General features: G+C 58.3%; 10 protein-coding genes. 7 read left to right on the plus strand and 3 right to left on the minus strand.

Features of this window, described 5'->3' with window-relative positions; all coding sequences use genetic code 11:
• Window positions 1–22: 22 nt before the first annotated feature.
• Window positions 23–2,617 (minus strand): ATP-dependent chaperone ClpB, encoded by a 2,595-nt coding sequence (clpB, locus tag AC11W3_RS18415; RefSeq protein ID WP_484093519.1) that lies wholly within the window; start codon window positions 2,615–2,617, stop codon window positions 23–25.
• A 625-nt stretch (window positions 2,618–3,242) separates the two neighbouring features.
• Between clpB and AC11W3_RS18420 the strand changes: the two genes are divergently transcribed.
• Window positions 3,243–3,896, plus strand: coding sequence for a fibronectin type III domain-containing protein (locus AC11W3_RS18420; protein ID WP_484090437.1), 654 nt, complete (start codon window positions 3,243–3,245; stop codon window positions 3,894–3,896).
• A gap of 143 nt (window positions 3,897–4,039) precedes the next feature.
• On the opposite strand, the gene AC11W3_RS18425 is transcribed toward AC11W3_RS18420, so the two are convergent.
• On the minus strand, window positions 4,040–4,366 hold the full coding sequence (locus AC11W3_RS18425) for a hypothetical protein (protein ID WP_484090436.1): 327 nt from the start codon (window positions 4,364–4,366) through the stop codon (window positions 4,040–4,042).
• A gap of 664 nt (window positions 4,367–5,030) precedes the next feature.
• On the opposite strand from AC11W3_RS18425, the gene AC11W3_RS18430 reads away from it, so the two are divergent.
• From AC11W3_RS18430 to AC11W3_RS18455, 6 genes are all read left to right on the plus strand, one after another.
• Entirely contained in the window at window positions 5,031–6,572 is a 1,542-nt protein-coding gene (locus tag AC11W3_RS18430) for a cytochrome c3 family protein (protein ID WP_484090435.1), read from the plus strand.
• A 113-nt stretch (window positions 6,573–6,685) separates the two neighbouring features.
• Window positions 6,686–8,377 carry a DUF3373 domain-containing protein gene (locus AC11W3_RS18435; protein ID WP_484090434.1) on the plus strand — a complete coding sequence of 564 codons (1,692 nt, stop codon included), beginning with the start codon at window positions 6,686–6,688 and terminating at the stop codon, window positions 8,375–8,377.
• Between the two features lie 70 nt (window positions 8,378–8,447).
• Entirely contained in the window at window positions 8,448–8,774 is a 327-nt protein-coding gene (locus AC11W3_RS18440) for a hypothetical protein (protein ID WP_484090433.1), read from the plus strand.
• Window positions 8,775–8,883: 109 nt separating this feature from the next.
• Window positions 8,884–10,272 (plus strand): cytochrome C, encoded by a 1,389-nt coding sequence (locus tag AC11W3_RS18445; protein ID WP_484090432.1) that lies wholly within the window; start codon window positions 8,884–8,886, stop codon window positions 10,270–10,272.
• Window positions 10,273–10,388: 116 nt separating this feature from the next.
• Window positions 10,389–10,808, plus strand: a complete 420-nt coding sequence (locus AC11W3_RS18450) for a hypothetical protein (protein WP_484090431.1) — start codon at window positions 10,389–10,391, stop codon at window positions 10,806–10,808.
• Between the two features lie 358 nt (window positions 10,809–11,166).
• Window positions 11,167–13,059 (plus strand): ATP-binding domain-containing protein, encoded by a 1,893-nt coding sequence (locus AC11W3_RS18455; protein WP_484093520.1) that lies wholly within the window; start codon window positions 11,167–11,169, stop codon window positions 13,057–13,059.
• 38 nt (window positions 13,060–13,097) lie between these two features.
• Here AC11W3_RS18455 and AC11W3_RS18460 read toward each other — a convergent pair whose 3' ends face one another.
• Window positions 13,098–13,256 (minus strand): hypothetical protein, encoded by a 159-nt coding sequence (locus AC11W3_RS18460; RefSeq protein WP_484090429.1) that lies wholly within the window; start codon window positions 13,254–13,256, stop codon window positions 13,098–13,100.
• Window positions 13,257–13,392: the final 136 nt, after the last annotated feature.

Genomic DNA, 13,392 nt, shown 5'->3' on the forward strand with positions numbered 1-13,392 from the left:
CAATAGGTTAATACGGCCGAACTCAGCTCCCTTTCTTCTTGATCACCAGGGAGTCTCCGGACATGGCCGCGTCGACCTGGACGATGTCGCCGGGGACGAATTTCCCTTCCAGCAGCATCAGCGCCAGCGGGTCCTGGATCTTGCGCTGCAGTCCCCGTTTCAAAGGCCTTGCGCCGTAAGCCGGGTCGTACCCTTCACGGGCCAGGAGCTCACCTGCCTTGTCGGTGACCTCAAGGCCTATCCCCCTATCAGCAAGCCGGGCCGTAAGCGACTTCAGCTGGATCAGCACGATCTCCTTGATCCTTTCCAGCGGCAGCGCGTGGTAGATCACGATCTCGTCCACCCTGTTGAGGAACTCGGGCTTGAAGCTCGACCGCAGCGTCTCCATCACCTCCGCCTGCATCCGGTTGTAGTCGGTGGCGCCGTACTGCTGGATCCACTGCGACCCGAGGTTGCTGGTCATGATGATCACGGCGTTCTTGAAGTCCACCGTCCGCCCCTGTCCGTCGGTGAGCCTGCCGTCGTCCAGGACCTGCAGGAAGACGTTGAAGACCTCCGGGTGCGCCTTCTCTATCTCGTCGAAGAGTACGATGCAGTAGGGCCTGCGCCTGACCGCCTCGGTCAGCTGGCCCCCCTCCTCGTATCCGACGTAGCCCGGAGGGGCGCCGATCAGACGGGCCACGGTGTGCTTCTCCTGGTACTCGCTCATGTCGATCCTGACGATGGCCTGGTCGTCGTCGAAGAGGAAAGCCGCCAGTGCCCGCGCGGTCTCGGTCTTTCCGACACCGGTCGGGCCGAGGAAGAGGAACGACCCGATGGGCCGGTTCGGATCGGAGAGCCCGCTCCTCGACCTCCTGATGGCGTTGGCCACCAGGGTCAGGGCCTCGTCCTGTCCCACCACGCGGCTTTTCAGGCGCTCCTCCATCCTGACGAGCTTGTCGGTTTCGCTCTCCAGCATCCTGTTGACCGGGATGCCGGTCCACTTGGCCACTACCTCTGCCACCATCTCGTCATCGACCTCCTCGGGAAGCATCTTCCCTTCCCTCTGGAGCTCCTCCAGTGTCTGCCTTTTCTCTTGCATCTCCCTCTCGAGGGCGGGGATCTCTCCGTAGATGATTTCCGCGGCCCGGCTCAGCTTCCCCTCGCGCTCGGATTGTTTCGCTTCCTCCTTTTTCTGCTCCAGTCTCTCCTTTAATTGGCTGAGGCCGTTGATGATCGACCTCTCGCGCTGCCAGTGCTCCTGGAGCTCGGCCGACTGTTTCTTAAGAGAACCGAGCTCGTCGCGCAGCTTTTGCAGCCTGGCATGCGCTTGAGGGTCCGTTTCCCGCAACAGCGCTTGCTCCTCGATCTCGAGCTGCCTGATACGCCTCTCCACTTCATCGATCTCGGTAGGTCTGGAGTCGACTTCTATTCTGAGCCGCGAGGCCGCCTCGTCGATCAGGTCGATCGCCTTGTCGGGGAGGAAGCGGTCGGTGATGTAACGGTCCGAAAGTGTCGCCGCGGCGATTATCGCACTATCCTTGATGCGGATGCGGTGGTAGACCTCGTAGCGCTCCTTGAGGCCGCGCAGGATGGAGATGGTCTCCTCCACGCTCGGCTCACCTGCGTAGACCTGCTGGAAGCGCCGCTCCAGGGCCGCGTCCTTCTCGATGTACTTCCGGTATTCGTTGAGAGTAGTCGCGCCGATGCAGTGGAGTTCCCCGCGGGCCAGCGCCGGCTTCAGCATGTTGGAGGCGTCCATCGCCCCTTCCGCGGCTCCGGCTCCGACCAGCGTGTGCAACTCGTCGATGAAGAGGATCACCTTTCCCTCGGAACGCGACACCTCCTTGATGACAGCCTTCAGCCGGTCCTCGAACTCGCCGCGGTACTTGGCCCCTGCGATGAGCGCCCCCATGTCCAGCGCCAGGACGAGCTTGTCCTTGAGGGTCTCGGGGACGTCCCCCGACACGATCCGCTGCGCCAGTCCCTCCACGATGGCCGTCTTGCCCACGCCCGGCTCGCCGATGAGCACCGGATTGTTCTTGGTCCTGCGGGAGAGGACCTGCAGCACCCGCCTGATCTCGTCATCACGCCCGACCACCGGGTCAAGCTTGTTCTGCCGGGCCAGCTGCGTCAGGTCACGGCAGTACTTGGCGAGCGCCTGGTACTTCTGCTCGGGGTCCTGGTCGGTCACCGCCTCTCCGCCGCGCAGCTCTTTCAGGGCCGAGAGGAGAGCTTCGCGGGTGACGCCATGCTGGTTCAGCAACCTTGCGCTCGGGAGTTCCTTCGCCCCAACCAAGGCCAGCAGCAGGTGCTCGGTGGAGACGAAGGCGTCCTTCATGGCGTCCGCCTCTTTCTGCGCCAGGTCGATGATGCGGTTGAGCGCCGAGGAGAGGGAAAGCTGCCCCCCGCTTACCTGCGGAAGCCTCTTCAGGCCGGCCTCCAGACCCTCCCGCAGTTGGGGAAGGGGCGCGCCGATCTTCTTCAGCAGGTCAGGTACGAACCCCCCTTCCTGGTCGATCAGGGCGAGGAGGAGGTGTTCGGGCTCAATGGTCCCAGCTGAAATCGATGCCGCCTTTTCTTGCGCCGCAGCAAGCGCCTCCTGCGTCTTGACTGTCATTTTTTCCGGTCTAATCATTGCCATCCTCCATACCGGAATGATAGGTATCGCCCCGTGCTGTGTCAAGGCGGGGAGCCTGAACTCAACGTTTCCATTCCTTAACATATTATTCCTATTCTTAACCCGCTCTTTCGCTTCCCTAGGTCGGTAATTGTTCTTCTCAACGCTCTCTGCCTCTTTGTTAGTCGGCCTTTATGTTCCTCGGGTTTATATTTCTCATGCCTGAACATTTAAATCTCGTAGAGAAACATATAATTCCTCTCCCGGGTCATATATTTCCGGGATCGGGACATATGTTTCGTTGAACGGGAAAAAAACATCAAATCCGCATACTTGGACGAGAGGAGCGGGGAGGCGGCATTGTTTTAAAAAAAGAAAGGTGACTCTGCTTTTTCATCCCGACCTACCGAATTGGTCCCAGTGAAGGTCTTTCCAGGAAATGAGGGTTTCCTCCCCTGTGCAGCGCGCCTAATGTTCCTGGGCTCCTCTTGTGAATTGGCATCATGCGCCTCAAAAAACAGTCTGGAGGAGGCAAGATAACCGAAGTGGAAGAGTATGATGAAAAAAATGAACTCACGTTTGCATTGCGGAAACTTTCTTTTATTCTTCTGAGGAACCGAACAAATAAGCTGAGGAGGTTATCATGACGCCACCAGCACTATTGATCGCGAACTTCGACTCCTTGGGCCCGGTCGATACTATTGCGAAGGCGAGAACGGTTAGGGCCATGCTTGCAAACCACCCTCACCCCCATCTCGCCGAGCCGTATCCTCCGTTTGTGCCATCTCTGCAGCAACTGGATGAAGCAATCCAGTTCCTGCAGAGAGCCTATGACGAGGCGCTGAATCACGATACGGAAAAGATCGCGGCGCGGAACGACGCCCACATATCAGTCAAGAGCAAATTGACCAAGCTTGCCCAATTTGTGGAACTGGCAGCAGAGGGGGATGTGAACGTGCTCAAGACAACGGGCTTTGACTTCCGACGCAAACCGGGGAAGACAACTTCCTCGCCTCCCCTGGCTGCACCGGAGTTGGCAATGAAGCACGGGAAGGTATCAGGCACCATGACCGCCAGGGCTAAAAAGGTGCCTGGCGCTGCAAGCTACGAGTTGCAATTCACAGATGCCGATCGGACAGGTGAGGCTGACTGGAATGAGGCAGGTATCCATGCCTCTGCTGTAAATATGGAAATCAATGGCTTGGAGCCAGGCAGGAACTACTCCTTCAGGATAAGGGCGATCGGCACTAGTGGCCGTGGCCCCTGGTCCACGCCGTGCACCTTGAGGTCGCTCTAGAGTCTGGTCGTAGTAAGCCAATGGTAAAGAGAAAGCCCCCGCTCCGCAAGGAACGGGGGCTTTCACATATGTACAGGGGATTGCTGACGGGGCTATCGCAGCAGTGTGGTGACGCTTTCTAACATCGAGGCTCGATTCGACAATCAGCAACCTGCCGTTTTCCGGAACAGTCTGGCCACGTTTTTGTCGCCTACCACCTCGTACTTGCAGCGGATCTCGTCCCCCTCGACGATCCGATGGTCCTTGAACTTGTCCAGTGTGAGGTCGTCGTTCACGGTAATGGTGATCAGCTTTTCAGCCTTGTTGTCCTTGAGTGTCGCGGTTGCCGCATTTGCGTCCTTGCCAGCGATCTGGATCTTGGTGATCACCCCGACCACTTTGATCTCATCCGCATTGGCGTTAGTGCCGAAGTTGAGAATGCCCATTGCCACGATTGCTACCAGTGCCATTACCGAAACTGCTTTTTTCATGCTTATTCTCCTTCTGTGGTGAGGGGTAGCAGGTGCCCCTCCCGTGCCGATCAGCTTCCTTTTGACTGTCTGGTGCATTGTCATTCCTTCCAATGATGCTGCCTTACCACGTGTTTGGTATCGTCATCGTTGCAGGGAACTTGAGCATGTTTACGACTCCCACAAAAATTCTCGTTGGTGTGGCTCCAAGACGATCCTGGGGGCCTTGGATGGCGTAGAGGTGAACGGCTTGAGGCAGGACCAGCGAGAGGCTGGAGGCCGGATTGATCAATAAAAAAAGCTTCTTATCGGCGCGCTTTGGTAGACATACGAGCGTTCGATAGTATTCTTTTCAGCATTGCGCAAATTCGGCATACATTTTCGACCACTTGAGCCGTTTTCACCGGTGCATCGATGGTGACGCCTCTGCTCCCCTGATGATCGGCTCATTCCCGGAATAGCAAGGAGAACAACCGGCATGATGCCGATCATCCTTCTGACAGCTCTAATTACAGGCACCGCATTCACGTCAGCGGCAGCTTCAGACAGCTGCATCGAGTGTCATGGCGACAGGCAGAAAATGGAGTCCTTGGGATACGGAGGGTTCGCTGTCACCTATGAGGAAACAGAGGCGCAGACTCACATGCCGGCCCGATGTGACCAGTGCCATATGGGCAGTCCTGATATGATAGACAGGAGTGCCGCCCACAAAGGGATGGCGCGGTTGCTCGTCGTTTCAAAGAAAGGATTGACGGCGATGACCTCGGTGCGACGATACCCTCTTGAATATGGTACGAATGCCGTGAACCGGCTTTATATCGTCGGCGAGAGGGATGGAAAACTGGTCAAAGACCCATCGGTGGCAGCCATTTCCTGGCACGACAAAAAGCCGGAAACCCTGAGCCAGGATTTCGCAGTCATGAAAAAGACCTGCGGGGCATGCCATCAGCAGGAGTTTGCTGAATTTTCCAAGAGCACCATGGCGGTCAACGGCAAACAGAGCCAGTACAAGGGATGGCTTAATAAAGATCGCGGCCCCCACAACTGCGGTCCCTGGTTCGACGACAACTTCAAATCGATGCAGGCAAACACCATGATCCCCGTGTCGCTGGAGAGCACTCTCATCACCCAGAGGTCGTGCAACACCTGTCATGTCGGCTGTCTTGACTGCCATTTCTATCCGCAGAAGAAAAATCGTGCGGATCCATCCCTTGGAGCCCACTCCTTTGTTAAAACACCCACTCCAGAAAACTGCTACGGCAGCGGCAGGGCCTCCATCTGTCATGCGGGACCCGAGGACCGGCGCCGCGGAGCCGGCTATTTCGGCGGCTCGTTCTCGTTTCCCGAAGGGAACGAAGGCGATGTCCATCTCAAGGCGAAGGTCGGCTGTCTCGACTGCCACGAAAGCACCAAAAGAAACCGAGCCATCGGGCACGGCATGGTCAAGAGGCAGGCACAGGATTCCTGCAAGCGCTGTCATCCCGAAGCGGTCAAGAGCCACGCGACCTCTTGGCACAGGAACCTTTCATGCGAAGCTTGCCACATCGGGCAGGTCGCCGGTTATCAGGGTACGTACTGGGGACCGGGCAATATGGCCGGATCGGCAACCCCTTTTTTCAAGTTCAAGGCCTATTACGGCTACATGCCGGAACCGGTCCTGATCAAAGACCAGACCGGGCGCTGGATTCCGGTCAAACCCTTCCCCATGGCGGTTATGAACCAGAAAACATCCCCCTTCAAACCGGGCCTGCACTGGCGCTACCCGCTCGAACTTCCGGTGCTGAAGAGGACCGACGATGCCTGGGGCTATGTGGGGCTCTTCGGCGGATTGCCGGACAACAACAAGGCGCTCCTCTGGATACAGATGGACAAGATGTCGCACAAACTGGGCAAAAGCCGTTCGTGCGATTCGTGCCACGCCTCCCGGGACGGTTCCCAGGTGCAAAAGGTCAATTGGGAATACAGCGACCCGGGCGCACTTCCCTTCAACGGCAGTCACGAGGTGATCGCAAATCGTAATGGCCTGTTCATCAGCAAGATGCGATCGGAGAAGATCGAGTTGGAACCGGGATATTCCCTGTCGGCCTTTGCACCGTGGGTATACCTAAAGGACGCTTGGCAGATCCAGGGGGACTTCTCCCTCCCTGCCGTGAGGGATCTGAAACGATTTGAGGTGCTTAGGGACAGTCCTGCCTCGGCAAGAAAAGAGGGGACCATACATCGTTGAACCTCGAACGATGCCAGCTGGCGACAAGTTTGACCAGCTGATTCCATGCGATGAGACGAGGCTAAATGTCCTCAAGACGGTCCGTTCAACGCAGGAAAAATAAAGGAGGGAACATGAAAAAAAATCTGAAAAAGCTTTTGTCTGGCACCCTGCTTTTCGCGCTTGCCACCCCAGTCGCAGCACTGGCGGACGAGCAGGCAATACAGCAAAAGATCGACGAGTTGAACAGGAAGGTAGACAAGCTCGAGGAGAAATCGCTCAGCAGATGGCTGACCTTCGGCGGCGATTACCGCTTCAGGCTCGATTCCCTCAGGGGGGAGACGAAGGCGTACACGGACGTCAACAGCACGTTCAACAACGCAGCGAGCACCCTGCAGAGCAATTTTTTCGCCGATCCCACCGGACCGACTTCAGCTCCCGGCAGTAACGCGGCGATGCTGAGCGGCCTGATGAAGTTCAAGAGCGAGATGTCCGGTGTCAAGACCTACCAGGGGGCGAAGGCCTTTCTCGGGCAGAATTCGCAGCTGGTAGGGACTTCGACCCAGCCGGGACTGCTGGCAAACTACGCCAAGCAGGTCTCAGCCTACAAGCCGAACAACGACACCCTTTATACCAACCGCTTCGGCCTCAACATGCACGCCAAAGCGACCAAGGATATCACCGTCAACGTGCGCCTGCTCGCCTACAAGACCTTCGGCTCCCAGGACGACTCCGCGGTGACCAACAACGGCTCCTCTCCCTTCTTCGCCGACAGGGTCGGCGTATTCGACGGCACCCTCGGCCATGTCCCGTCCTCAAGCCTTTTGAACGTCGACCAGGCCTACGCTACCTGGTCCAACATCGCCGGTGAGCCGATCTGGTTCTCGGTCGGCCGCAGGCCCTCCACCGGGGGCGCACCTTCCAACCTGCGCGAGAACAGGGAGCGCCCGGGTAACGGGGGAACCCCGGCCCTGCTGGTTGACTACGCCTTCGACGGCATGACAGTCGGCTGGGCCCCCGACATCGAGGCACTCCCCGGCTCCTACGCCAAGGTCTGCTACGGCCGCGGCTTCGAAAGCGGGCTGGAGAACCCCGGCAACAGCGTCGACGACACCGACATGCTCGGCGTCGCCATCGTGCCGGTCGACACCGACCCGCTGAGGGTCTGGCTGCAGTGGAACCGCGGCTTCAACATCTTCGACTTCCCCACCATGAAAGATACCGCCTTTGGCAATACCGCTCCTGCGGTGAACCTGGGCGACATCGACTGGTACGGAATCGGCGCCATGAGCACCGTCAAGAAAATCGGCCCCGGCAAGCTCAACTTCTTCGGTGACATCGGCATGAGCGTCACCCACCCGAACGACAACGTCTCGGCCAACGCAGGCTTCGAAGGGCTCATGACCGGCTCCTTCTTCAACCCTGAAGCGCCTACCAGCAAGACCGGCTGGGCAGCCTACGTCGGCGCCCGCTACGACTACGAACCTACCAAGACCAAGCTTGGCTTTGAGTACAACCATGGCTCCAAGAACTGGATCACCTTCGCCCCGGCTGCGGACGACATCTGGACCTCCAAGCTCGGGACCCGCGGCAACGTGTATGAAGGCTACCTGATCCAGGAACTGAACCTGAAGCCGATCTCCTCCTACCTCTCCAAGGCCTTCTTCAGGATCGGTTACCAGTACTACGACTTCGAGTACACGGGAAGCAACAACTGGGTAGGTGCTCCGGCCAAGATGTCCGAGGTCAAATCGACCGACATGATGCTGCTGACCCCGCTGGCAAGCGCCCACGACGTCTACGCAACCTTCGAGGTGAAGTTCTAGTGCCAACTGGGGTGCGGTGCCCCTCTGCCGCTGCTTCGTACCGGGCAATGGGGGGCAAAGGAGAGAGAACATGAAAAAAGCGGCTTCGCTACTGGTACTGGTAGCAATGGTAACGATAGGCATTCTCGGCTTGGCCACAACCGCACGGGCAGACGAGGTCAAATTCATCGGGGTGATCACCAGGATTGAGATCGCCGGCAAGGACGCAAAGACTGCGACCGTAACGCTCAAGGACAACGAGTCCGGGAAACTGATTGCCATTACGGTGAACGACGATCTCACCCTGGACAAGTTCAAGGACCACAGGATCGTCGAGGGGGACGAGATCCGCTGCAAGTACGAGGTGGTCGACGGCAAAAACGTCGCCAAGTACTTCCGAAAGACGGCAGGTTGCTAGGCTATTCCTCCGGTGGCGAATTTACCGCGACGCGTTCCGGCGAGCGGTTTCTTCGCAAAGCCACGTACCTGGTTCCGAGGTGTACCAGGGATCACGAGAGGGGCACCCCATGAGAAAAACAAACGTATTGACGGCATTTTTTTTCCTCGCCCTGGCGGCGACCGCAGCGGCGGCAAAAGAGCATCCCGGCAAGGAGTCCATCGAGAAGAGCGGCTACCGGGGGCCGGAAACCTGCGACGAGTGCCACCCCGGGACGGCCACGTCCTTCCTCGGCACGGTGCACTGGAAGCACGCCTCGAAGGTCAGTAACGTGGAGGGACTCGATCCGAAGAAAGAGTACGGAATGAAGAACCGCATCTACGTCATGTGCAACGGCAACGACATCGTGAACAACCTGAAGGAGATCCCGAAGAGCCCTGAAACCGGGAAGACCAAATTTTCCGGCTGCAACACCTGCCACCCGGGCAATCACCTGAGCGACGTCGGAAGCACGGGTGCCGAGGCGGAAAAGGCGATCGATTGCCTGGTATGCCATTCGACCGACTATGACTTCCGGCAGAGGAAGCCGTTCAAGGACGACCAGGGGCGCATCGTCATGGGGCAGGACCGCAGCACCAAGGCGGCGCTTGCCATCGGCAAGCCGACTGTCAAAAACTGCATGGTCTGCCACGAGGCGGCAGGGGGCGGGGTCATCATCAAGCGCGGCTTTGCCTTCACCAAGGAGACCGACGTGCATGCGGCAAAGGGTATGGTCTGCGTCGACTGCCACCAGGCGAAGAATCACAAGATCCCGACCGGTTTCGACCCGAACAACTGGGCCAACGACGGCATGCGGCTCTCCTGCTCCGACGCCTCCTGCCATGGCCTGAAGCCGCACAAGGATGCGGACCTGAACCGCCACACGGCACAGGTTGCCTGCCAGACCTGCCACATCCCCCGCACGGGCGGCGCCTTTGCAAAGGACTTCACCGTATGGACGCAGGGGGCGGACAAGTTCTACGAGCCGACCACCCTGAAGAAAGAGGCGAACGAGACCACCCCGGTCTACGCCTGGTACAACGGAACGGTGAGGAACACCCAGCATTTCATCGGTCCCAAGGGGAACAGAAAGGACGGCAAGAGCAAGATCACCCCGTTCAAGATCTTCCAGGGGAAGGCCTACTTCAACGGCAAGAGTGGGGAACTCCTCTCCATGGATTTCGCCCCTCCGATGGCAACCGGGAACACCCGGGCTGGGGTTGAATCAGCAGCCAGGACCCTCGGCATGAAGAACCCCGCCGAGGTCGCCAAAAACGCCATTCCCGGGTGGCAGACCATCTACTTCGGGTCGAACCACCTGGTGACAAAGACGAAGGCCCTCTACTGCGCAAACTGCCACGCACCCAACGGCGTACTGAACCTGAAGGAACTGGGCTATACGGAGAAGGAGATCCTGAAGCTGACCAGTCCGGAAATTTACATGAAGAAACTCGTGGAGAAGCAAAAGGAAGAATGGTAGGGCAAATCGGCCAGTTGAAGGGCAGTCGCGGCCAAGTCCGGTGATAGGACCAACTGCTCTGCAATATGCAGGATCGTCGGTGCCATGTATAAAAAAATTACAACAGGAGGCTTTTCATGTTAAAGAAGATCATACCTGCCATGATTATCATGCTGCTCTTTTCAGCCTGTACCATCCAGCACGCCAAGCTAGACAGCAACCCGGCCTTCACACCCCATCAGTACAGCAGTCACGATCTTAATGTCCTCTGGAAATCGGAAAAAACCGATACTGGTATTCGCATCGCAGGAACGGTCACCAATGCACGTAGCGACCTGCCCTACAACTCATTGCAGTTGACGGCCAAACTGCTCGACCAACAGGGGAATGTCTTGGCTAAGGGAAGCCACGTTTTTCTTGATCGTTTCACCGGTACAGAACCATTCAAAATCGATATTCCTCTAGAAAAGAAAGAGAGCGTCAAGTACATCAACTTTTCTTACTCGTACGGCACAGCTGAAGATCATTTTGTAGATACCTTCAAGTCCGAGCCGTAGTGATTCCACCGAAGTTGTCCATATCCCGTTTGGGACGGCTGGAAGGGCAAAGCTCAATAAAGCTCTTTCAGCCGTTCCGATCCTTGAAGAAAAAGCCCAGGTGGTGAGCCCATCCTATGGATTGCGAATTTCAGAGCCGTGCCCTACGATCTTTACTGGTGTGTTGAGATCGATTTGATGTTAGAATCGAACGCTTGTCGTCGCAGACCCTCGCTCCCTGTTTCAGCGCCATGATAGCAGCTCCGCAGTCAGGCTCACCTGATACGATCCCTCCGAAACGTCCTGCACACAATAAAACCCACCTCAGTTCACAAGAAATTTCATCCGGTTTTGCCGGAGCATTTGTTTTGGAGTCTCCTTGGAAATCATCGATCTTGAAGAAAAAAGGCTTTCCTCTGTCTACGACACTATCGAGCGCGCGGCTGAAGAGCGCGGCAAATCGGTAGCACGGCATGACGCACGCAGGAAGGAGCTGGAGACGCAGCGTCTGGACGCGCTGGGATGGAAGGAGAAGAACGGCATCACCGAAAAGCTCGTCGAGCACGGTCACCACGATCCCCGCAAGTATCTCATCGAGTTCGAGCAGAAGAACTCTCCCTACTTCGGGGTGATCGGAATCGAGGACTCCGACAGGCGGATCGGCGAAAAGACCTACCTGATCGGCAAGCAGATGCTGATGAACGGCAACCGCGTGGTGATCGTCGACTGGCGGCGGGCCGAGATCTCCCAGCTCTTCTACGATTTCGAGGAGGGTGAGGAGTACGAGGCCACCATCCGGGGAGTCGACCGGGAAGGGGTGATCGCGCTCAAGACCAAGATCGGCATCGACCGCAGGGTCCTGCATCGCATCGAGACGCCTTCGGAGATCTATGACCTCAGGGACGGGGAGTGGCGCCGGAACGGCAGCTCTTCCGCGTCATCTTCGGAAACCAAATCCCGGGAGTCCGATCATCGCCTGGTGGACATCGTTTCTCTCATCTCGGCGTCGCAGTTCGGGATGATCACCAGGGAGTCGGCCGGCTGCACCTACCTCACCGGATCGGCCGGAACAGGCAAGACCACGGTGGCCCTGCATCGGCTCTCCTTTCTCCAGTTCGCGCAGCCGGAACTCTTCCGCCCGGAGCGCTGCCTGGTGCTGATGTTCAACAGGACCCTGCGGGACTACGTCAAGAAGACCTCCAATGAGCTCCTCGGCGCCACCCGCGTCGATACCTTCAGTGCCTGGTCCCTCACCGCGCTGAGCGCCCTGGGGGTGACGGTGAAGACCTCCTTCGACGATCCGTTCGGCGGCGAGAAGAAGAACAGCCAAATCTCCCGCCTCTTGTCGCGCTATGTGGGTGAGAGCCGGAGGATGGACCCGGTGGTCGACCTCTGGCGCTTCTACACCCAGCCGTATCTCGCGGAGGCGCTTTTCCCAGGGACGCGGGAGCGTGAGGCTTTCCTTGCCGGGGTACGGAAGAAGATCGACACCAAGGACCGCATCATGTCCTTCTCGGACGTGAGCATCCTCCTTCGTCTCTGCCAGCTGCGCCGTCAACCGGAGTCGACGGTGGCGGGGGCGTTCAATTTCTATGATCACATCGTCATCGACGAGGCGCAGGACTTCGGCCAGCTCGAACTGGAGGCGATCCTTGCCGCCACTTCGGTACGGAAGAGCCTCACGGTCTGCGCCGATGAAAAGCAGAAGATACTCAGTTTCGTCGACGCCGACGGCTTCGCCAACTTCAGGGGCGCTCTGAACTCGCTCGGCCTGGACAAGGAAACCCTGTCACTGTCCTACCGCTCCGCCCGCGAGATCATGGCACTTGCCGCCAGGGTCAGCGGCCGGGAGGTAGATACTTCCAAGGCGCATCCCGGGGTGGCCGAATTTCACGAGGTCCCGGACTTCCCCGCGGCAGCGGCGAAACTGCGGCACCTCGTCGCGGAACTGGCGGAGGCCGATCCCCGTGCGCTTACCGCGGTCATCTGCAAGAAGAAGGCGGATATCAAGAGGATCCATGACGCGCTCGCCGGTGTGGCTGGCCTCCACGGCGAGGGGGTGATCAGCTTCGAGCCGGGGGTCCTGGTGGTCAACACGCACCAGGTGAAGGGGCTGGAGTTCACCAATGTCGTGCTATGGGATCCGAGCGAGACGGACTACCGGCAAACGGAGTTGGATCGGAATCTCCTCTACGTGGCCATAACCAGGGCCTGCAAGCGGATCGACGTCATCCATTGGAAACCGCTGGCGAAGGCCCTGAAGGGTCAGTAGGTTGCGGGTTGAGGTTGCGGCGTTAAGGGGGGGCTTGATTACTCTAGAGGGAGATCGGGCTGCTTCCACTGGACCCGTTTGATCTTCGGGCCCTGGTAGTATCGCGGACAGGCGGCGATGAGGACGGTGGTGGCCTGCTTGCAACTGCGGCGGCAGGAAAGGCAGAGGGTATTTGTCTCGATAGCGGGCTGCTTCATAGTGTGCCTGAAATAGCCTGGCGGTGGGCAATGTGTTGTTCGAGCTGCATGATGGGTAGGAGCGGCTTCCTGCCGCGAAGATCGCGTCAGCCATGACGCCTCTGCCTGAAAACAGTTCGCGCCGAGGACGGCGCTC

It is taken from the genome of Geomonas sp. (genome assembly GCF_056994735.1).